Annotated in this window: 16 protein-coding genes; 12 read left to right on the forward strand and 4 right to left on the reverse strand. The window is 55.4% G+C overall.

Translation table 11 applies throughout. The annotated features are described in order from the left end of the window. Nucleotides 1-11 precede the first annotated feature (11 nt). From QOY30_RS06270 to QOY30_RS06325, 12 genes are all read left to right on the forward strand, one after another. A complete protein-coding gene (locus QOY30_RS06270) occupies nt 12-548 on the forward strand; it encodes a ComEA family DNA-binding protein (RefSeq protein WP_283743771.1) in 537 nt (178 codons plus the stop codon). Between the two features lie 387 nt (nt 549-935). Further along, complete coding sequence (locus QOY30_RS06275) at nt 936-1,637, forward strand: response regulator (RefSeq protein ID WP_283743772.1); 702 nt, start codon at nt 936-938, stop codon at nt 1,635-1,637. Further along, nucleotides 1,634-2,629: an ATP-binding protein gene (locus QOY30_RS06280; protein WP_283743773.1), complete on the forward strand. Its 996-nt coding sequence runs from the start codon at nt 1,634-1,636 to the stop codon at nt 2,627-2,629. The genes QOY30_RS06275 and QOY30_RS06280 overlap by 4 nt, the downstream gene beginning before the upstream one ends. 335 nt (nt 2,630-2,964) lie before the next feature. Next, entirely contained in the window at nt 2,965-6,153 is a 3,189-nt protein-coding gene (locus QOY30_RS06285; RefSeq protein WP_283743774.1) for an efflux RND transporter permease subunit, read from the forward strand. Nucleotides 6,154-6,162: 9 nt separating this feature from the next. Beyond that, on the forward strand, nt 6,163-7,338 hold the full coding sequence (locus QOY30_RS06290; protein ID WP_283743775.1) for an efflux RND transporter periplasmic adaptor subunit: 1,176 nt from the start codon (nt 6,163-6,165) through the stop codon (nt 7,336-7,338). Nucleotides 7,339-7,343: 5 nt separating this feature from the next. Further along, nucleotides 7,344-8,768: an efflux transporter outer membrane subunit gene (locus tag QOY30_RS06295; RefSeq protein WP_283743776.1), complete on the forward strand. Its 1,425-nt coding sequence runs from the start codon at nt 7,344-7,346 to the stop codon at nt 8,766-8,768. Nucleotides 8,769-9,279: 511 nt separating this feature from the next. Further along, nucleotides 9,280-9,798: a hypothetical protein gene (locus tag QOY30_RS06300; protein ID WP_283743777.1), complete on the forward strand. Its 519-nt coding sequence runs from the start codon at nt 9,280-9,282 to the stop codon at nt 9,796-9,798. A gap of 257 nt (nt 9,799-10,055) precedes the next feature. After that, nucleotides 10,056-10,832 (forward strand): S1 family peptidase, encoded by a 777-nt coding sequence (locus tag QOY30_RS06305; RefSeq protein ID WP_283743778.1) that lies wholly within the window; start codon nt 10,056-10,058, stop codon nt 10,830-10,832. Further along, nucleotides 10,829-10,966 carry a hypothetical protein gene (locus tag QOY30_RS06310; protein WP_283743779.1) on the forward strand — a complete coding sequence of 46 codons (138 nt, stop codon included), beginning with the start codon at nt 10,829-10,831 and terminating at the stop codon, nt 10,964-10,966. The genes QOY30_RS06305 and QOY30_RS06310 overlap by 4 nt, the downstream gene beginning before the upstream one ends. Nucleotides 10,967-10,999: 33 nt before the next feature. Further along, complete coding sequence (locus QOY30_RS06315) at nt 11,000-11,464, forward strand: C-GCAxxG-C-C family protein (RefSeq protein ID WP_283743780.1); 465 nt, start codon at nt 11,000-11,002, stop codon at nt 11,462-11,464. Nucleotides 11,465-11,621: 157 nt separating this feature from the next. Beyond that, the gene (locus QOY30_RS06320) at nt 11,622-12,311 is read left to right on the forward strand and encodes a lysozyme inhibitor LprI family protein (RefSeq protein WP_283743781.1); all 690 of its coding nucleotides are present in this window, start codon (nt 11,622-11,624) and stop codon (nt 12,309-12,311) included. 28 nt (nt 12,312-12,339) lie between these two features. Further along, a complete protein-coding gene (locus QOY30_RS06325) occupies nt 12,340-13,002 on the forward strand; it encodes a hypothetical protein (RefSeq protein ID WP_283743782.1) in 663 nt (220 codons plus the stop codon). A gap of 521 nt (nt 13,003-13,523) precedes the next feature. On the opposite strand, the gene QOY30_RS06330 is transcribed toward QOY30_RS06325, so the two are convergent. The 4 genes from QOY30_RS06330 to QOY30_RS06345 are packed head-to-tail and all read right to left on the reverse strand — an operon-like array spanning nt 13,524 to nt 22,734. Further along, nucleotides 13,524-15,074, reverse strand: coding sequence for an efflux transporter outer membrane subunit (locus QOY30_RS06330; protein WP_283743783.1), 1,551 nt, complete (start codon nt 15,072-15,074; stop codon nt 13,524-13,526). Between the two features lie 18 nt (nt 15,075-15,092). Beyond that, nucleotides 15,093-18,182 carry a multidrug efflux RND transporter permease subunit gene (locus QOY30_RS06335; RefSeq protein WP_283743784.1) on the reverse strand — a complete coding sequence of 1,030 codons (3,090 nt, stop codon included), beginning with the start codon at nt 18,180-18,182 and terminating at the stop codon, nt 15,093-15,095. Continuing rightward, nucleotides 18,179-21,418: an MdtB/MuxB family multidrug efflux RND transporter permease subunit gene (locus tag QOY30_RS06340; RefSeq protein WP_283743785.1), complete on the reverse strand. Its 3,240-nt coding sequence runs from the start codon at nt 21,416-21,418 to the stop codon at nt 18,179-18,181. The genes QOY30_RS06335 and QOY30_RS06340 overlap by 4 nt, the downstream gene beginning before the upstream one ends. After that, entirely contained in the window at nt 21,415-22,734 is a 1,320-nt protein-coding gene (locus tag QOY30_RS06345) for an efflux RND transporter periplasmic adaptor subunit (protein WP_283743786.1), read from the reverse strand. Before QOY30_RS06345 ends, QOY30_RS06340 begins: the two co-directional genes overlap by 4 nt. Between the last annotated feature and the right edge of the window lie 19 nt (nt 22,735-22,753).

Consider the following 22,753-nt stretch of genomic DNA (forward strand, 5'->3'; position numbering starts at 1 on the left):
AGGAGAAAAGCATGAAGAAGATTTTGTCATTACTGGTTTTGTTCTTTGCGTTTGCCAACATGGCATTCGCGGCAGTTAACCTGAACACGGCAACCAAGGAAGAGCTGGACTCGGTCAAGGGCATAGGCCCGGCCAAAGCACAGGCAATCATCGACTATCGTACCAAGAACGGCTCGTTCAAGAGTGTGGACGATCTGAAGAACGTCAAAGGATTTGGCGACAAGACGGTGGCAAAGATGCGCTCTGAACTTTCAGTGAGCGGTGCCACAACGGTCAGCAAGGATGAAAAACCTGCAAAAACCGACAACAAAATAACCAAGGGCGACAAGAAGGCCGACAAGGAAACCAAGGAAGTCGCAGCCAAAGAAGACAAGAAGGCCGATAAGAAGGCTGTAAAAGAAACCACGGACTCTGCAGCCAAAGACGGTGCCAAGACAGACAAGAAAGCCGACAAGAAGGCGGCTGCCGAAGCCAAAAAAGCCGAGAAGGCAGCCAAGAAAGCCAAAAAGAAAGCAGATAAAGAAGCAAAGGATGCTGATAAAAAGTAAGCAGCAAACTTGTGCATGTCAATTCAGCCCGTTCGGTGATGAGCCGAGCGGGTTTGTTTTTTGTAGAATCGATCAGGAATGGGCTTGCCTGGACTGGGTTGGTGTCGGCAATGCAGCCCATCGTGAAAATTCCGGGGCTATTGAAATCCGGAAGCCTTCCCTTCAGTCATCGCAGCCGGGCTGGAGTGCAACCTCCTGCTCAGGGCATAATTTGTTTGTATCTCTTTTTGTACAAAGAAGAAATTATGCCGATACAACGCAAGGCGAGTATGGGAACATCCTGCCAGGATAATTCTGTTGCTAATATCCAGCCATAAATTCTGAATAATCATCTGAATATACAGGAAGTGCTTTGTTTACTATTAACGCATCACGAGTATGGATTCTATGGTCTCAATTCTAATAGTTGATGATGATGAACAAATTCGCCAGCTTTTGCGGGAATACCTTGCGGGCTTTGGCATGTCCGTCACCGGCGTAACCGACGGCGCTGCCATGGAAGAATCCCTGGCAAAGAACTCCTTCGATCTCGTCATTCTCGATCTGATGCTTCCCGGGGAAGACGGACTTTCGCTGTGCCGCAGCCTGCGTGTCAAATCGGACATTCCCATACTGATGCTGACCGCGCGCGGCGAAGCCATGGATCGGGTTGTCGGGCTTGAAGTGGGTGCGGACGACTACATCGTTAAGCCGTTCGAGCCGCGCGAACTGGTGGCCCGCATACAGTCGATACTGCGCAGGTCGCGTTCGGGTCGGGGAAGTTTGACGGAGAAAAAGGAAGCGGAGTTCATGGGGTGGCGGCTGGATTTGATCTTGCGCCAGCTTGTTTCTCCGGATCAGATCGTGATCCCGCTGTCCAATGCGGAATTCCGCCTGCTTGCCGTGCTGGTCGAGCATCCCAACCGGGTGCTGACCAGGGAATTCCTGCTTGATGAGGCGCGGGGCAGAGGCATGGAGCTTTTTGACCGAAGCATAGATATATTGATTTCCCGGGTGAGGCAGAAACTCAATGACGATCCGCGCACACCGTCGCTGATCAAGACTGTTCGGGGCGAGGGGTACTTGTTCGATACGAAGGAAACCCGATGAAATCGGTTATTCCGGACTCGCTGTTTGTACGGCTTTTTTTGCTTTTGTTTGTCATCCTTTCCGTCAGCATTTTCGCAGGCAGGGAAATTTTCATCATGCTGGGTCTGGAGCATGCGCCTCCTGCCGTACATCGCGATCCATTCAGGTTGTATGCCATTCTTCTTGTCAGGCTAGGCGCAGTCGCATTGACCGCATGGGTTGCAGCCCGCTGGCTTTCATATCCCATCAAACGCATGGCAAATGCGGCTGAAGAACTGGGGAAAAACCTGAATAGTCCCAACATTGAGGAAGCATCCGGTCCTTCCGAAGTCAGGCAGGCTTCGAAAGTATTCAACCAGATGAAAGCGCGCATCAATCTGCAGATGGAGGAGCGCAACCGGTTTTTGGCTGCCGTCTCGCATGATCTTCGCACTCCTCTCACGCGCCTTAAGTTGAAGGCCGAAAAGATGGATCAGCAAGAGTTGCAAGCCGATATCCAGAAAGACATCAATGAGATGGCAAGCATCATCGATACGACGCTCGATTATTTGCGCGGAGACGAAAGGCCGGAAGCGGATTGCATGCTTGATATCGGAGCGCTGGTGCATTCAATGGTGGAGGATGCAGAGGAGTGCGGGGAATCGATCACGGTGTCGGGTCATTCAAGTCCGATCAAGTTGCAGCCGCTCGCCATTCGTCGTTGCCTGGGAAATTTGATTGAAAATGCCTTGCGCTACGGAGAAAGTGCCAGTATCTCCATAGGAGAAACGGACAGCAATGTCGTGATCACTATTCATGATTCCGGCCCCGGCATTCCCGAGGATCAATTGGAATCGGTCTTTGCCCCATTCTACCGGCTGGATGCTTCGCGCAACCGGAATCACGGCGGTGTCGGTCTCGGTCTTTCCATTGCGAGAGATATGGCCAGGAAACAGGGAGGCGATATCACTCTGAAAAATGCGCAGGGTGGGGGATTGGTCGCAACATTGCTTTTGCCGAAACATCATTTGTAGCATTCCAGATTTTGTCTGACAGGCAGAGTCTGAACTCAAGTTCTCTTGTATTTCTATATGGCTCGATATATATTTCGTAATTGAACGAAATACATATTGACCATCAAATGGCCTTATGCCCCCATGGTTAAAAACTATCCCGGTTATTGGCGGCGCCGGCAAAGCAATTATCCATCCTTGGATGCCCGGGAAATTGCAACAGTATTTTTCTGGCCAGGAGGCTTTATTTGAACTTTGGGTGCGCATTTTTTTGGAAAAGCAGCGCCGCCCCGATGGACTGTCCCGGTTCATTTGGTCACTTCATTCAGGATAACCAGATAAGGTAAATTTTTTCGATGTGGATAGTTGAATTAGCTTTACGCAGGCCTTATACCTTTATAGTTCTGGCGATCATCATTCTGCTGGCCACCCCGCTTGCGATTTTGCGCACGCCGGTAGATGTGCTGCCTGAAATAGATATTCCCGTCATCAGCGTGATCTGGAACTACAGCGGAATGGCGCCAAAGCAGATGGCAGACCGCATCACGTCGGTACATGAGCGTATCCTCACAACGACGGTCAACGACATCGAGCATGTTGAATCGCAATCCTTGAACGGCATTGCGGTGGTCAAGATTTTCTTTCAACCGAATGTCAACATACAGACCGCCATAGCCCAGATCGTGGCGGTCTCGCAGACAGTTTTGCGCCAGATGCCGCCGGGAATGATGCCTCCGCTGATCATCAAATACACCGCGTCGAGTGTTCCCGTGATCCAGATCGGTATGTCGAGCAGGGATGTGCCCGAACAGGGGTTGTTCGATCTCGCCACCAATACATTGAGACCCCAGTTGGTGACGATCCCGGGCGTTGCCGTTCCCTGGCCCTATGGCGGCAAGATGCGTCTGGTGTCGGTGGATCTTGATATGCAGGCTCTCCTGGCAAAGGGCCTGACGTCGGCGGACGTGATCAATGCGGTCAACAGCCAGAACCTGATTCTGCCTACCGGCACCGCCAAGATAGAAGAGACGGAATATAACGTCAGCCTGAACAGTTCGCCGACGACGATCGAAGGGCTGAACAACATGCCCGTAAAGACCGCAGGGGGTGCAACGACTTTCCTGCGGGAGGTCGCCCATGTCCGCGATGGGTTCTCTCCGCAAACCAATATCGTCAAACAGAACGGCCAGCGCGGCCTGCTCTTGTCCATCTACAAGAATGGCGGAGCGTCGACCATCGACGTGGTCAACGACCTCAAAGCCAGGTTGCCGACTTTACTTCCACTGTTGCCCAAGAGCGTCGACGTCGCGCTGCTGGCAGACCAGTCGGTATTCGTCAAGACGGCGATCAAGGGAGTGACTCATGAAGCGCTGATCGCTGCAGGGTTGACGGCCTTGATGTTGCTGCTATTCCTGGGCAATTTGCGCACGACCTCGATCATCGCCATTTCGATCCCGTTGTCGATATTCACTTCGATCATATTGCTGCATGCGGTAGGCGAGACCATCAATATCATGACGCTGGGCGGCCTGGCGCTGGCGGTCGGCATTCTCGTGGACGACGCGACGGTGACGATCGAGAATATCGAGCGTCATCTGCATATGGGTTCGGACCTTTATACGGCGATTCTCGACGGTGCGGGCGAAATCGCCATCCCTGCCTTTGTCTCGACCTTGTGCATCTGTATCGTGTTCGTGCCCATGTTCTTTCTGGAAGGTGTGGCACGCTATCTGTTCGTGCCGCTGGCCGAAGCCGTGGTGTTCGCGATGCTGGCGTCTTATGTGCTGTCTCGCACACTGGTGCCGACTTTGGCCCTGCTGTTGATGGGACACCAGAATCGCACCGGCAGAATCGCACGGTGGGTATACAGCGTGCATGAATCGTTCAATCGGCGTTTCGAGAAATTGCGCAACGTTTACGTTCTTCTGATTAGCCATCTGCTGACGCACCGCCGCAGTTTTATCGCGGGGTTTCTCGGCTTTTGCCTTTTGTCCTGCGGCCTCTACCTGATGCTTGGACGCGACCTTTTCCCCACGGTGGACACCGGCCAAATCAAGCTGCACATGCGGGTGCCGACCGGAACCAGGATAGAGAACACCGCACTGATCTCCGACGCCGTCGACGGTGCGTTGCGTGAAATAATCCCCGCGAAGGAGTTGGCATCGATCATCGACAATATCGGTTTGCCCTATAGCGGTATCAATCTTTCATACAGCAACTCGGGCACCATAGGCACGCTGGATGCAGATATTCTTATTTCGCTCAACCCGGATCACCGGCCAACCCGCGAATATATCGACAAGATTCCGTCGGAACTCGGCAAGCGTTTCCCGGGTGTCGAGTTCTTCTTTCAGCCGGCCGATATCGTGGCCCAGATCCTCAACTTTGGCATTCCCGCGGCGATTGACGTACAGATATACGGCAACAATATTGCCGAGAACACTGTATTCGCCGGAAAACTCATGAACCGGATCAAGGCCGTCAATGGGGCCGTCGATGTGCATGTCCACCAGAGACTGGATGAGCCCGGGATCGCGCTGGAGATGGACCGTCCCCGCTTGCAGAGCATCGGCATCAGTCCCACCGACGTGGCCCAGAATATTCTGCTGCCGCTCTCGGGTAGCCAGCAGACGCAACCGGCTTTCTTTCTCAATCCGGCGAATGGCATTGTCTACAACATCCAGGTGCAAACGCCGCAATACAAGATCAGCTCTCTCGACGATCTGATGCATCTGCCGGTCAATATCCCCGGCGCAAAGGATAATGCGCCGCAGGTACTCAGCAATCTGGTAAAGGTCTCCCCGTACAGGGAGCCGAGTATCGTGACGCACAATAACATCCTGACGTCGGTCGATATTTACGCAAACGTGCGCGGGCGCGATCTCGGCTCTGCGGCCAAAGAAATTCAGGCGCTCATTGACGAGGCAAAGCCGGCCTTGCCGAAAGGCAGCCGCATCGCGATGCGGGGACAGGTGCAGACCATGCAGTCGTCATATATTGGTCTCGGCCTCGGCATTATTGGCGCCATCGTCCTGGTTTATCTGCTGATCGTGGTCAACTTCCAGTCCTGGATTGATCCGCTGATCATCATTTCCGCACTGCCGGCTGCCCTGGCCGGTATCGCCTGGATGTTGATATTGACCGGAACAGACCTGAGCGTGCCGGCGCTGACAGGCGCGATCATGACGATGGGCGTGGCTACCGCCAACAGTATCCTTGTTGTTGCGTTTGCCCGGCAGCGTCTGGATGCCGGTCTTCCGCCGCTCTCCGCCGCCCTTGAGGCGGGCGCCACGCGGTTGCGCCCGGTTTTGATGACGGCTTTGGCGATGATACTTGGCATGATTCCGATGGCGATCGGTATCGGCGAAGGCTCGGAGCAGAATGCGCCGCTAGGCCGCGCTGTGATAGGCGGTTTGCTGTTTGCGACTATTTCGACCCTGCTTTTTGTTCCGGTCGTCTTTGCTTCTTTCCAGCAATGGCTGGCCGCGCGAAAAGCACGCAGTCAGGGCGACGGCGCTCCCACCACCACACCCGCTTCTGCATAGGACACAATCATGACTGATCAGCGACATTCTCATCAGGGCTTGCCGGAAATTCATCTATACGGAGCTGCACAGGAAAGCAGCCGCCACCAGGTTGTCCGCACCGCGCGCTGGGTGACGATGGCTATTGTCGTTTTGCTGCTGCTGGGCTTGGGGTGGGCGCTGCTCGTCCGCCGGGCAAACGCGGAGTTGCTGGCGACGCAGGCTGCAGAAAGCGCCATTCTCCATGTACACGTCGTTCAAGCGAGTGCCAGCGGCTACGAATCAAAGTTGACCTTGCCCAGTGCATTGCAGGGTATATACGAGGCGCAGATATATGCGCGCACCAACGGGTATGTGAAGCAATGGTTCAAGGATATCGGCCAGCCGGTGAAGAAAGGGGATCTGCTGGCGACACTCGACATCCCCGATGTCAACAAACAGGTCGAGGAAGCGAAAGCAAATTTCGATCTCGCAAAAATCGCTTACGAGCGCTGGGGCAAGCTGCGCGAGCACGATGCTGTCTCGCAGCAGGAATATGACGAGAAGACTGCGGCATATCAGCAGACCGAGGCGGTACTCAAGCGCTTGCACGACCAGCAGAGCTTCAGCAATGTGCTGGCTCCCTTCGATGGCATTGTGACGCGCCGCAATATCGACAACGGCGACCTGATGAATGCCGGTAACGGCGGCACGGGCCAGACGATGTTCGCTGTTGCGCAGATCGACAGGCTGCGCCTTTATGCTTATGTGCCGCAAGACCGGGCAGAGCGGATACGCGTCGGCGACAGTGTGGACATTCTCCGCCCAGAGGCTGCCGACAAACCGGTCAAGGGAAAGATTGTACGTACTGCGGGTGCAATCGATCCGGCGACGCGGACATTGCAGATCGAGATCCAGGTGCCGAATGCCGACCACGGCCTGTTGCCCGGTGCCTACGTAGACGTCGCGCTCACGCTGAAATTAAATCGAGGATTGATCCTGCCGACCAATGCTTTGTTGATCAACTCTGCCGGCACCCGGGTTGCAATCGTTCAACCGGACAGCAAGGTGAGGTTGCAAGTCGTGACCCTGGGCACCGACTACGGCCACGACGTCGAAATCAAAGCGGGCCTGACACCGGACGACAAAGTGGTGATGAATCCCCCGGACTCAATTAGCGACGGCCAATCAGTGGCGATTGCCGCCGAAACTGCCAAAGGAAGCTGACAGCCATGCGCCCCATTATGCTTCTGGTTGGCCTGCCGTTTCTGTGTGCGGCCTGTGCGGCTATCGGTCCCGACTACAAACGTCCCGCGATAACCGACATGCCCGTTGGCTGGAAGAGCGGGCAGGACTGGCAGCCTGCCAGTCCTGCCGATGCTGTTCCCAAGAAAGAATGGTGGAAGGCTTTTGGCGACAAGCAGCTCGACGAACTTGAAGTCAATTGCCTTAAGGACAACCCGAGTTTGAAAGTGGCCGTGGCGCGTCTCGATCAGGCACTTGCACAAAGTAACGCGCACGCCGCGGCCATGTTTCCGACTGTCGCACTTAATGCGGACGCTTCGCGCACCCGCACTTCGGCGAATCGACCGCAGTTTGCTTACAATATTCCCAATAACAGTACAGTTCAGAACGACTTCAGGCCCAACGTGACTGTCAGCTATGAGGTCGACTGGTTGGGCCGCGTGCGCAGGGATATCGAGAGTGCCCGCGCCAGCGCCGAACAAGCGGCTGCCGATCGCGAAAATGTGCGACTGGTACTGACTGCCCAGGTTGCATCCGCCTATTTCCAGTTGCGCCAACTCGATGAAGAAGTCGGCTACGTTTCCGGCTCGATAGAACTGCAGGAAAAGGTACTCGGTTTGACCCGCATACGCCACGAATTCGGCGCGGCTGCCGAGAACGATGTGGTCTTCCAGAACGCCTTGGTCGAGTCGAGCATGGCTCAACTTGAATTGCTGAAGAATCAGCGCAAACAAAGTGAAGATACGCTGGCGACTCTGACGGGCGTTCCGGCAGCAAGCTTTAAAATGAGCACCGGCATGCTGCCAGCCCAAACCCCGCCAATTCCTGTGGGTGTGCCGGCAAATCTGCTTGAGCGGCGGCCCGATATCGCCTCGGCAGAACGCGCGATGGCGGCTGCCAATGCCCAGATCGGCGTAGCCAAGGCGGCATATTTCCCATCGTTGATTTTGATGCCTGCATTGGGAGGTTATGAATCGAATAGCCTTTCCAACTTGATTTCAGCACCCTCACTGATCTGGTCTGTCGGCGCACAAGCTAGCCAGACCCTGTTCGACGGCGGAAGAATCAGTGCAGGTGTCGATTTTGCGCAGGCGGGTTATGTCGCAGCCGTCTCCAATTACCGGCAAGCCGTACTGGTCGCAATACAGGAAACCCAGGATGCACTGGGCAATCTGCAGGGTTTGGAGTCAGCTAGAAAAAAACAGGAAGAAGCGGTACGTGACCAGAACAAGGCGTATGAAATTACCTTGCTGCGTTACAAGGAAGGGCTGGACAATGCCCTGACGCTTGCCACCGTCCAACAAAACCAGTTATCTGCTTTGCGCGTCCAGTCACAGATACGCGGAGGCCAGTTTCAATCGGCAGTAAGTTTACTGAAGGCGCTGGGTGGGGGCTGGAAAGAAACGAATTGAAAATATCATCTTTCCTGATGGGCGAATGAAAACATGCAGGCGAATCCACCTATATCATTTACCTGGAATCTCCGTATCTGCGTGGGAAGCTCAGTTGCGTATTCCGGCCACTCGTGATCACCCGTTCCGGTAGGACGTGATCAGCGATTCCGATTTGATCTGATCCCTCAATCCGCCGATCATGAGCACCGGAAATTACGGTCAACTGGTTTTGGGCATAAATGCAGCCATAGAATGAGTAGCGATCTAGTCAAGATGACAGGCCCAGTTTCGCCAGCAGCCGTTCACGAGTGGCTGCTTCGCGGCAGACAGAATGGCAACATGAATTACCGCTGTGTGCTGCGGAGCTTCGAATTGGGATAATCAATGTTCGCTCCCCGTAACATTGCCGCCAGTCAAAATTGCGAGGAGAATTCGGCAATAACGACCAACTGCAGACGTTCGAAGACGTTCTCCAAATTGGACTTTTGGCAAAATAAATAGTCGTACTTCATTAATCGGGGTGTCGTTTTTGAATGCAATAAATCTGCGAAAACTTGCTGTGATAGGAGTTTTAGTCGTCGTTCCTCATCACGCTATGTGTCAGGAGGTCGCGGAAAATGAGGATCATTCTATCGTTCTACAAGTAGGCCCGGCAGTCGAACGAAATCTGAACAACAAAACATCCAACAACGGCGGCACTATTGCTGTTGAATTTACACCTATCGAAGATGTTCTCGAGATAGAAGTTGGTGCAACGTCGTTGAATTCCGCGGGCCAACGGGAGCTGGGTGGCGAGGTGTTGTTCAAGAAGCCTTACCACCTGTCCTCTACAACCGAAATCATGATCGGGGTCGGGCCACAGATAGGTCGGAAATATCGAGGTGTAGATACTGGAACTTCATTCGGAGTAGCATTTGCCCTTGATTTAATGTTTTGGCCTACCAAGAACATCGGGTGGTATATCAGTCCAGAATTTGGATACGGAATCGGGAAAAGCAATGGCGAGCGATCTATCGGAGCCTCGGTTGGAATTGAGTTTGGCTTGTGAGATAAGGCATGCCTGGTCCGCTTTTAGGTGATGAGCAGACGGTGGTGTAAGTGAAGGTAAACAGGCAGAATGCGGCCAACAACAGCCGTTCGTAGGTGTCCTACAGTTCGTACAATCGCTGAAGATATATAGACCGTTTAGCATATTGCCTTACTGCGCTTTGCAGTCTAGAGTGCGCCCGTCTAATAATAGTCAATCGTTCAACGCCTATGACTCCCGCTGAAAAACTAATGCACACTACTGTCCGGCTTGAATGCATGCTGGACGGCAATCGCACATCTACTGGAACTGGGTTCTTTTTCTCATTCAAAGTCGATGACAAAACACACGTCCCATTAATCGTCACCAACAAGCACGTAATAAATCAGTCGAAGGTCGGTACATTCGTTCTAACGAAAATGAACGATCAGGGTGAGCCAATCTTAGGTGCCACAGAGCGAATAGTTCTCGATAATTTTGAGAGTCTTTGGATAAAACATCCTGAAGAAAACGTCGATTTGGCGGCTTTTCCAATGGCTCCGCTTATTCATCAAGCCGAAGCAAAAGGCATCAAGTTCTTCGCTCCACCGATTGGAGAAGATCTACTTGCCACCCCTGAAAAGCTCGCCGACCTATCTGGTCTCGATAACATAACCATGATTGGTTACCCGAACGGCATTTGGGATGAAAAGAACAACATGCCAATCGTGAGGCGCGGCATTACAGCTACGAACCCAAAGCATGACTACAACGGACTCCCAATATTCGTGATCGACTGCGCTTGTTTTCCTGGATCAAGTGGAAGCCCAGTTCTCATCTTTGACCAAGGCGGCTACCTTGATGCAAAAGGTAATCTCAACTTAGGTGGAGGTCGCGTCATTTTACTTGGTGTCTTGTTTGCTGGCCCTCAACATGTTGCCGAGGGAGAAATTCAAACCATCGAGGTGCCATTAGCCCAAATGCCCATCAGCTTGTCCAAGATTCCGAACAACCTTGGTTTTGTCGTAAAGGCTCAAAAGATTGCGGATTTTAGGAAAATGTTTATACCAAAATGAACGCGATGGGTTACGCTGAGACGGATGAAAGAATGAAATACGAAGGGCTGAAAACTGGTGCGGAGTGGACGCTTGCAGGTAATATCGTCGTAGGACAAAAACCGGCCAAGAACAGACAAGCCAAGCAGTTATAAAAACTCACCGAAATGTAATACTTAGGAGTCAACATGGAATCACAATTCGTTGCTAATGTCCGAGAATCCGCAGAGGAATCATTCAGCTCTGGTTTATATTGCGCAGAAAGCGTTTTGCTTGCACTTGCCAAAGCTCAGGGCGTGAATTCTGAATTGTTGCCAAAAATGGCGACTGCTTTTTGCAGCGGCATGGCACGCACCAGCGGAACTTGTGGCGCTCTCACTGGTGCGATTATGGGTGTTAGCCTTGCTCTTGGCCGATCAAAAGCAGATGACTCGGTAAAGCCGTCATATGACGCTACTCAGCGCCTTATTGAAGAATTTGAACAGGAATTCGGAGCTCGTGATTGTCACGTTCTGCTAGGTTGCGACCTAAATACTCCGGAAGGACAAGCAACGTTTCGCGATAATCGTTTGGGGCAACAACGTTGTTTTAAATATACCGGCAAGGCGGCTGAAATCTCCGCTCGCATTATTCAGAAACCAAATGAAAGTTGAGTGACTGAAGTTGAGCGCATTGCCGACACTGGCATAAGTAATACATGACAGATGCAAATCGGCCAGGTGCTGACATTAGGATGCGGCGGCTTTACGGCGGGCAATTTGTCAACGTGATCGGCCGACGCCTGCCCATTTCGGTCAGTCGAAATTGTTAATGGTCATTCAACGAAAAGACTTCATCGTCAAAGGGGGCGGAATGAAACGAAACGCATGGATTATTCTGGGCTACCTGGCTTTGATGACAGCGGCGCATGCGGCAAGCTTTGATTGCAACAAGGCTGCCACCAAAACCGAAAAAATGGTCTGTGCCAGCCATGCATTGTCCAGGTTGGACGATGAGCTCGCCGATGTCTACAAGAAGGCGCTGGACAATCGGACAGACATCGCCAAGCGCGAATCCCTGATGGTGGAGCAGCGGCTCTGGCTCTCGAACATCCGCAATGCATGTCGTGATGAAGACTGCGTGGATGAGGCTTATCGCATTCGCATCATTTATTTAAGTGGGCTGAATGCTGGACGTGAAGAGGAAAATTCCGCGGAGACATTTGAGCTGGTCATGGAGCCACGAAAAGTAGAAGGGATAAAGAAAGATTTCCAGGACAGGATCGATCTCCGCGAAATTAATATCCATCTGCAAGACTGCCCGTTCATCCTTACAACCCCATGGGGTCGAGGTGAGGTAAATGTGGGATTATGTCACTATGGTTCGAAGCCAAATACAAAACTGACCATGCTGCTATGCAGCGAATCAATGGTTGGATATTTCGAAATCTCCCTGTCACCTTCTTGGGACTTGCTACAGGCTAAAAATTTCGCGAAGGCAAATTGCCTTAAAGGCGGCTAGAACTTGATGATTGCATGAGGTAAGGGTGATGCAAAAGATAATGTGGGCACTAATGGTCTTAATGACAGCAATCTTCCACGAGGCATATGCGGCAGATACGTACAGCACGTGGGATGAGGAACTTCTTAAAAAATCCTTTGTGGCTGTGATTGGCCATGAAAAGCCAACGGAGGGTGCCGTGCTCGATAAGGCCCTTACCGCAAATGACATGGGCAGAGCAAAGATGCCGAACCACAATCCATCCTTTCAGTTCTCGCAGCAACTTAGCAGCGTGTCATGTGAACTAGAACTGGCACTCATCTACAGAAATCTGTACTCAACTGACGGTGATGACGTCGATTCTGAGCGCCAGAGGCTACTCGATAAGTTGGAGCCATGGAGTTTTGGCGATGTAAAGCTGGGCGATGGCATCGTCAACCTAGGCATCATCAGCGAGAGTGAAATGCTGCCTCGGATTCAACAACTGGGTGCCTCATCATCGATCTTGATCGTCAAATTTGCGCATCCAGCGTGGAAAGGAAACCGCGCATTGGTGTATGCGGAAGCTTGGTACGTTAACGGCAAGTACAAATCTGAGCTGCTCCACAAGAGCGGTGTCGGCGAGGGGATTGGACTATCGTTTAAGAGGCTTGATGGAGAGTGGAAGCTGACCGAACAACATACCCTGTGGCAAGGCGGCCCTTCGTTCTAAGCGCTGGATGGACACCAAGCCGCCTGTGTTGTTGGCAAGCACGCGATGAGTGCCCGCTTTCCTCCAACCGTAATGGCGGAAATGGGTAGCTTGCGGAATCAGGGTGAATGGCCGCTTTCGCGAAGCGAAAGATTAGAGCTCAACGGCAGGTAAGGGTTAGGAAGAGTCTTTTAGACTCACCAATTTTCATTGAATTGGAGGTCTCCTATTCTCCACCTCAAAGGTCGGGTATGGGTTGCGGTATCACACGCCTGTCTGGTTTCGGGCGTCGAAATTACTAGTTCGTCTGGCTCCTTGGGGGCGATGGCGGAATCCCGGGATGGGTGTTAGCCTCACCGCAATACGTCGGCAATGCACTCACAGTAGCCGACTGCGCAGAATAATCGGACTGAGTGATTACGTTGCCGGACTCAGTGATTAGATTCGACGGAATACGCAGTTTCAAATTGCATGGAAGTGAGATCGCAAAGGTGGTTGTAGCAATCTGACAGTTTGAAGCAGTTCAGGTTTGAGCCTATCACCTACTTGGAAGTCGTTGTCGGCTGTGCAGTGCCAACGCCTGAAACAGCTGGTTGCACCTCGGCAGCTTGCACTTCGTTTTCCCAACCTCCGCCCAATGCCTGAATCAAAGCCACGTTCGCCGTGAGTTGCTGTCCTTCGATCAGAAGATTCTGGTTGTTCGCCGTATAGGCGGTCGTCTGGGCGGTGATCACATTCAGGTAGGACACGGTACCGGACTTGTACTGGTTGGTTGCGAGGCGCAGCGATTCTTCCGCCGCCGCGACAGCTTCCTGCTGCAATTTCGCCTCTTCGAAGAGTGCGCTCAGTGCAGCAAGCTGATCCTCGACTTGCTGGAAGGCCTGCAGGCTGAGCTGCCGGTATTGAGCAACTGCCTGTTGGTATGCATTCTCGCTTTGCGCGACCTGCGCTCGGCGCAAGCCCCCTTCAAACAGGGTTTCCGCCAGTGATGGCCCGACCGACCAGAAGGCATTCGGTGCGGAAATCAGGTTTGAAAAAGTGGCAGAGCTGCTCCAGCCGCGTTGTGCCGAGAGTGTCAGGCTGGGGAAGTAGGCCGATTTGGCCACGCCGATCAGTGCGTTGGCCGCAGCTACTTGTCGCTCGGAGGCTCCCAGGTCGGGACGACGCAGCAACAATTGCGACGGAAGTCCGGCAGGTATGGCATGGGGCGGCGGCAGGCTCGGCATGGGAGGCAGATTGAAATTGGCCGGGACTTCTCCGATCAGTACGGCAATCGCGTGCTCCAACTGCGGGCGCTGCACGTTGAAAGAGGCAAGCTGTACCCGCGCATTGGCCAATTGCGATTGGGCCTGGGCAACGTCGGCCTTGGTGGCAACACCGGCAACATAACGGTTCTGGGTCATTTGCAGGAATTTCTCATACGCCGCTACGGTATCCTGTGCCAGTGCGATCTGGCTGTCGACCTGGCGTATCTGGAAATAGTTTTGCGCCAGCGTGGTTTGCAGACTGAGCTGGGCAGCCAGGAGGTTGTCCTGGCTGGCCTCGGCATTGGCTTCATTGCTTTCGACCTGGCGGCGCACCTTGCCCCAGAAGTCAGGCACCCAGCTGGCGCTGAAAGCCAGTGATTTGCCTGCTATGACATTGGATGGCCCTGTCGCTCCTATCGTGGTGGTGGTGGCACCACCACCAAAGGACGAACGGGTGGATGAAGCTGTTACGCCCAGCGTGGGGTACTCGGCTGCACGCGCCACATCGGTGAGTGCCAGCGCCTGTTGATAGGCGTAATACGACGCGCGCAGACTCTGGTTGGCCTGAATTACTTTCAGCTCCAGCGCATTCAGCGTCTCGTCGCCGAAGATCGTCCACCACGCACCTTGTGCCGATACGGCGTGCGGTGCGGCCTGCACCCATCCCTTGTTTTCCTTGAACTGTGCCGGTGATTTTATGTCGGGCCGCTCATAGTCCGGACCCACCGCACAGGCCGATAGCAACAGGCTGATGCCGAGGATGACTGGCTGACGTGACAATTCGACACATGTCGATGCCGGTCGCCGGTTGGATAATAAAGCGGTAAAGGTTTTGATCGGACTCATGCCGGTTTCCTGTGCTGATTAGTGTTGTGCTGCATGACGATTGCGGCGCGCCCAACGGCTGCGACTCCAGTGGCGAAACTTGTCGAGTTGCAGGTAGATCACCGGGGTAGTGTACAACGTGATCAACTGGCTGACGATCAGCCCGCCCGCGATCGAGATGCCCAGCGGCTGGCGCAGTTCCGCACCGTTGCCGCTGATGATGGCCAGCGGCAATGCGGTGAACAGTGCGGCAAGCGTCGTCATCAAAATCGGACGCAGGCGCAGCAGGCACGCTTCGTGGATGGCGTCGCGCGGGCTCGCTCCCGTCTCGCGTTCTATCTGCAGCGCAAAATCCACCATCAGGATGGCGTTCTTCTTGACGATGCCGATCAGCAGGAACACGCCGATCAGCGCAATGATGGAAAAATCGGTATGGAACAGCATCAGTGCCATGACCGCACCGACCCCGGCCGAAGGCAAGGTCGACAGGATGGTCAATGGATGGATGGTGCTTTCGTACAGCATTCCCAGCACGATATAGATGACCAGAACGGCGGTCAGGATGAACAGGGGCTGGTTGCTGAGCGTGTCCTGGAACAGTTTTGCCGTGCCCTGGAAACCGCCCTGGATTGTGCCGGGCAGGCCGATCTTGGCCATCTCCACCGCGATCGCCTGTTGCGCCTGACCGAGCGAGGCTCCCTGGGTAAGGTTGAAGGAGATCGTGGAGGCGGCGAACAATCCCTGGTGGTTGACCTGTAGCGGTGTCGTATCCGGCTCGTAATGAGCCAGCGCGGCAAGCGGAACGGGCTGGCCGGCAGCGCTGATCAGGTAAATGTCATTCAGCGCATCGGGACGCTGCTGGTATTTTGCCTCGGCTTCCATCACGACGTAGTACTGGTTAAGCGGCGCATAAATGGTCGAGACCAGGCGTTGGCCGAAGGCATCGTTGAGCGTCTGATCGATGGTACTCACTGAAATTCCGTATTGGGCCGCCGCGTCGCGGTTGATGACCAGCTCGATCTGCAACCCCTTGCTCTGCTGGTCGGTGTTCACTTCGGTCAGGATGGGGATGTGGTTGAAGGCGGCAAGCACGCGCGGCTCCCAGTCGCGCAGTTCGTTCAGGTCGCTGGTTTGCAGGGTGTACTGGTAAAGCGCGGGCGAAGGGCGGCCTCCCGCACGTATGTCCTGCACGGGTGCCATGAACACTTGTGCCCCCGAAATTTCGGCGAGTTTGTGCCGCAACCGTGCAATGACCCCGGTCGCATCCGGACGCTTGTTGTAGGGCGCCAGAGTGATAAAGATGAAGCCGCCGTTGGTACTCCCGCCGCCGGTAAATGCCACCACATTTTCAATCGCCGGATCTTGTTTGATGATCTCGACGATGCGTTGAAGTTTTTGCGACATGGCCTGGAACGAAATCGCCTGGTCGGCCTGGATGGTGCCGATCATGACGCCCGTATCCTGGGTGGGAAAGAAGCCTTTGGGCACGATCTTGTACAGATAGACATTCAGCACTATGGTGCCGAAAAAAACCACCAGCATCAGCCGATGGTGTTTGAGTGCCCAGGTCAGGCTGCGGTCGTAACCATGCAGCAATCTTGCATAGCCGCGCTCTCCCCATGCCGCGATGCGTCCCGGCTTGTATGCGCCGCGTTGCTTGAGGAAACGTGAGGCCAGCATCGGCGTCAGCGTGAGCGAAACGATGAGCGAGATGAAAATTGCGATGGTGAGAGTGGCCGCGAATTCGCGGAACAAGCGACCGATGATGCCGCCCATGAGCAGCACGGGCAGGAACACCGCCGCCAGCGATAGTGTCATCGATATCACTGTGAAGCTGACTTCGCGCGCGCCGCGCAGTGCGGCCTGCATCGGCGGGACGCCTTCCTCGACGTGGCGCATGATATTTTCCAGCACCACGACGGCGTCGTCGACCACGAAACCGGTGGCGACGATCAGTGCCATCAGCGACAGATTGTCCAGGCTGTAACCCATCAGGTACATGACGGCAAAGGTGCCGACCAGCGAAATGGGCACGGCGATGGCCGGGATGAGCGTGGCGCGCCAATCGCGCAGGAACACGAACACCACCATCGCGACCAGCAGCACCGACAGGATCAGCGTGTGTTCGGAGTCCTTAAGCGAGGCACGAATGGTGACGGTGCGGTCCGACATCATGTGCACCTCAACCGCCGGCGGCATCGACGCCTCGAACGCTGGTAGTGCCGCCTTGATGGATTCGACTGCCTCGATGATGTTGGCGCCCGGCTGGCGCGAAATGATCAGCTGTATCGAAGGCTCGCCATTGGCCATCCCCATGTTGCGCACGTTCTGGCTGTCTATGCCGACATGCGCAACCTGGTCGAGCCGGACCGGGATGCCGTTGCGATAGGCCACGATCACCCGGTTGTATTGTTCGGGGAGCGTGAGCTGGTCGTTGGCCTGTATCTGCCAGCGATGCAGCGCATCCTCGATCGCTCCCTTGGGCGCATTGATGTTGGCGGTGACGATGGCCTGCCGGACCTGTTCCATGCTCAAGCGCATGTTGTTGAGCTGGTCCACATCCAGATCGACGCGCACCGATGGCAAGGCGCCTCCGCCCACATTCACCAATCCGATTCCGGGCAGCTGGGAAATCTTCTGCGCCAGTATGGTCGAAGCGGCATCGTAAAGCTGGCTGCGCGACAGGCTTTTTGAGGTCAGCGACAGGATCATGATCGGTGCATCGGCCGGATTGACCTTGCGGTAAGTCGGATTGCCCGGCATGCCGGTGGGCAACATGGGCTGGGCCGTGTTGATGGCGGCCTGCACTTCGCGTGCCGCATCGTTGATGTTCTTCGTCAGGTCGAACTGGATGGTGATATTGGTTGATCCCAGCGAGCTGGTCGAGGTCATTTCCGTGATGCCCGCGATGCGTCCCAGTGCGCGTTCAAGCGGCGTCGCCACGGTTGCCGCCATCACATCGGGACTGGCGCCGGGCAGGTTGGCATTCACGTTGATGGTGGGGAAATCCACTTGCGGCAGGGGCGACACGGGCAATAGCTTGAAGGCGATTGCACCGAGCAGTACCACCGCTACCGCCAGCAATGTCGTCCCCACCGGACGGCGGATGAACATGGCGGAAAAGTTCACTGCTTTGTCTCCGATGCGGAGGCTGTGCCGCTGAAGCGTACTTTCCAGCGGGTAGCCAGCCGGTCAAATGCCAGGTAGATGACCGGCGTGGTGAACAGGGTGAGCAACTGCGACAGCAACAGTCCGCCGACCAGCGTGATACCCAGAGGCTGGCGCAGCTCGGCGCCCATGCCGCCGCCGACGATCAGCGGTATCGCACCGAACAGCGCGGCGAACGTGGTCATCAGGATCGGCCTGAGCCGCAGTTGTGCCGCCTGCAAAATGGCTTCGGCGGGTGGCAGCCCTTGCTGGCGCTGTGCATCCAGCGCGAAGTCCACCATCATGATGGCATTCTTCTGGACGATACCGATCAGCAGGATGATGCCGATGATGGCGATCACCGTCAGGCTGTTGCCCGACAGCATCAGTGCCAGCAAAGCGCCGATGCCGGCAGACGGCAAAGTGGAGAGGATTGTGACGGGATGCACAAAACTTTCGTACAGTACGCCGAGCACGATGTACATGGTTGCCACCGCCGCCAGCAGCAGCCAAAGCTGGTTGGAAAGCGCCGCTTCGAAGGCAGCCGCTGCGCCCTGCATCTTCAGCGGCACCGAAGCGGGCAGATTCAATTGTTGCTGTACCTCGCGTATTGCCTGTACGGCAGCCCCGATGGAGACGCCGCGTGCGAGATCGAACGAGATCATCGCGGCTGGAAACTGTCCGAGATGGCCGATTTCCAGCGGCCCCGTTCTTTGATTGATGCGCACAATCTGCGACAGGGGCACGGCCTGTCCGCTGCTCGAAAGCAGGTAGATGCTGTTGAAGCCATCCAGCCCTTGCCTGTCTTTCGGATCAAGTTGCAGCACCACGCGGTATTGTGTCGACTGGGTGAAGATGATCGAAATCAGGCGCTGGCCGAAGGCGCTGTATAGCGCGCCGTCGATGGCGGCCACGCTGATCCCCAGCCGCGATGCGGTATCGCGGTCTATGTCCACGAATGCCTGCAGGCCGTTGTTCTGCAGGCTGCTGGTCACGCCGGTGAATTGCGGCATCGTGCTCAGTTTATCAAGCAGGGCGTTGTTCGATTTTTCGAGCTCTTCCATGCTGGTCGCGCTGATGCTGAACTGGTACGTGCTGCGGCTGACGATGTCGTCTATGGTCAGATCCTGAACCGGTTGCAAGAAAGCCTCGATGCCTGAAATCGGCGCGGCTTCTTGCTGCAAACGGGCAATCACAGCGGCAACGCGATCTCCGCGCTGCTCCAGGGGTTTGAGACTGATGAGCATGCGGCCGTTGTTCAGCGTGGCGTTGCTGCCGTCCACGCCGATGAACGACGAGATGCTTTGTACCGCAGGGTCCTTGAGCATTGCATCGACCAAAGCTTGCTGGCGCCGGTTCATTTCCTGGAACGAAGTGCTTTGCGGCGCAACGGTGATGCCGCGTATCAGCCCGGTGTCTTCCACCGGAAAGAATCCTTTGGGAATCGCGATATACAACAGCACCGTCAACACCAGTGTGCCGAACGCGACCCAGAGTGTAAGCGGTTGGTGACGCAACACCCAGCGCAAGCCATCTCCGTAAGCGGCTATCAGACGGTCGAACATGTGCTGGCTCCAGCGCAGCAATCGTCCCTGTTTATCTTCCGGCGTATGGCGCAGCAGTCTTGCACTGAGCATGGGAGTGAAGGTCAGCGACACTGCAGCGGAGATCAGGATAGCCACCGCCAGAGTGACGGCGAACTCGCGGAACAAGCGTCCGACCACATCGCCCATGAACAACAAGGGGATCAGCACTGCGATCAGCGAAAAGGTCAGCGAGATGATGGTGAAGCCAATCTGCTTGGCGCCTTTGAGCGCGGCTTGCAAGGGCGGTTCGCCCTGCTCGATATAGCGGGCGATGTTTTCGATCATCACGATCGCGTCGTCGACCACGAAGCCGGTGGCAATGGTCATTGCCATCAGCGTGAGGTTGTTGATGGAGAAACCGACCAGATACATCACGCCGAAAGTACCGATCAGCGACAGAGGCACGGCCATGGCGGGAATGAAGGTGGCACGCGCATTGCGCAGGAACAGGAAGATCACCATTACCACCAGCGCAACCGACAGCATAAGCTCGAACTTCACGTCGGCAATCGCCGAACGTATGGTCACCGTGCGGTCGGACAGCACCGTCAGGTCGGTGGCGCCCGGCAGAGTTTGCCGCAGTTGCGGCAGGATTTTCTGGATGTGGTCGACCACCGCGATCACGTTGGCTCCCGGCTGGCGCTGCACGTTGATGACGATGCCAGGCTTCCGGTTGACCCAGGCGGCAAGCAGCGAATTTTCCGGCCCCTGCACCACGGTTGCGACATCGCTCAGCCGTACCGGGGCGCCCTTGTTATAGGAAATGATGAGATCGCGATAGTCCTGCGCCGATTGCAGCTGGTCGTTGGCATTGATGGTCAGCGACCGATTCGGGCCGTCGAAGCTGCCCTTGGGTGTGTTGACGTTGGCGGCAACGATGGCTGTCTGAATGCTGGCCAGGCTCAATCCCTGTGCCGCCAGCATGCTGCCGTTGGCTTGAACCTGTATGGCCGGGCGTTGGCCGCCGCTTAGCGTCACCAGTCCCACGCCCGTCACCTGCGAGAGCTTTTGCGCAAGCCGGGTATCGGCAAGATCCTGCAACTGGGTGAGCGCCAGCGTGTCCGAGGTCAATCCCAGCGTGATGACCGGCGCATCGGCCGGATTGACCTTGGCATAGATCGGCGGCCAGGGCAGGTCGGTGGGTAAAAATGTGGTTGCGGCATTGATGGCCGCCTGCACTTCCTGCTCGGCGACATCAAGCGGAAGATTGAGGTCGAAGCGCAGGTTGATGACCGACGCACCGCCCGAACTGCTGGACCACATCTGCGACAGTCCCGGCATCTGGCCGAACTGGCGCTCCAATGGCGAGGTGATGGAGGAGGTGATCACATCCGGGCTCGCTCCCGGGTAAAGCGTGGAGACCTGGATGGTCGGATAGTCCACTTCCGGCAGTGCGGATTGGGGCAACAAGCGGTAGCCGACAAAACCGGCCAGTAGTACCGCCACCATCAGCAATGAGGTGGCGATGGGGCGCAGTATGAAAAGACGCGATGGGCTGGGTTCTCCGATTGTCGAATCTTCAACCGATTCATCGACAGGCTGCGCCGGAGTTTCATTTGCTGGGTGTTTGGGTTCATCGCCGCGGGTTGTTCCGGATGCGCCGGAATCGTCCGGCGTGTTCGAGCCGGTCATGGGCTGGTTCCCTTGTTTGGTTGACCGTTGTGCATCCCTTCAGGTTTGCCGTCTTTCGCGCGATTTTTCGGGTCGGCAGGCGCTGCATTATTGGAGCCATATTGGGCGACGACTTGTATGGTGCTACCGGCTTTGAGCCTGTCGAGTCCGTCGGTAACAACGCGCTCACCGGCCTTGAGTCCGGTGCTGACAGCGGTGTAATCCTGATTGACCGCGCCCGTGGTAACAGGACGCACCGACACTTTGTTGGCATCGTCGATCACATAGACATAATTGCCGGAGGATCCCGATGCAATGGCTGCCGAAGGTACGACGATCGCACTGGCCACAGTATCGACGAGCAGGCGCACGTTAACGAACTGGTTGGGGAACAATGTCAGGCGTGAATTTGCAAATTGGGCCTTGATCATTACGGTACCGGTGGCGGTGTTGATCTGGTTGTCCACCGCAATCACCTTGCCGCTGTCGAGCAGGGTCGTACGGCGCTGGTCCCAGGCCTGCACCGGCAATTTGGCGCTACGCATGCGGTCGAGCACTGCGGGTAACTGATTTTGCGCAATCGCAAATGTTGCCGTGATCGGCTGTACCTGGGCGATCGTGACAATGGGGGGAGAAGCCGAAGCCGTGCCGGAAAGTGCACTGACTCCCCCGCCGATCGCCCCGTTCGTTCCGACCATGTTGCCCACATCGACCTGACGCAGGCCGACAATACCCGATCTGGGTGACGTGATGCGCGTCCATTCAAGTTGCAATTGCGCGTTTTCAAGCGCTGCCTTGTCGGAAGCCACTGTGCCTTTCAGTTGCGCCACCGTGGAGCGCTGGTCCACTACCTGTTGAACTGCAATGGAATCCTGGATCAGCAGCGTTTCATAACGCTCCAGGTCGGATTGTGCACCGGAGAGCTGGGCTTCATCCCGCAACAACTGTGCTTGCGCCTGATCGACCTGGATGCGGAAGGGCCGCGGGTCTATGGTGGCCAGCACCTGCCCCTCCTTGACCGTCTGTCCTTCGCGAAAATCAACGCTTTGCAGCAACCCCGCCACACGCGGCATGACGTTGACGTAATTGAGCGGTATGACCGTGCCTTGAATGTCTATCCATACCGGCATGGATTGCTGTTTTGCGGCCGTTGCCGTTACCGGGATGGGGGGGATATTCGCACCCGGCGCACTCTCGCCTTCCTTTGCGAAACTGTAAACTGACGTACCCAGTATCAGCAGGACACTGGCAGCTGCGAGAGTCCAATAGCGATTGAAAATTCTGGTCAGGCCATGCAAAGATTGACGTAATTCAGGGTGTCCGGATTTGAGAGGCATAAGTGAATTCTGGGTATGA

Origin of the sequence: Sideroxydans sp. CL21 (assembly GCF_902459525.1) — a bacterium.
Taxonomy (GTDB): Bacteria; Pseudomonadota; Gammaproteobacteria; order Burkholderiales; family Gallionellaceae; genus Sideroxyarcus.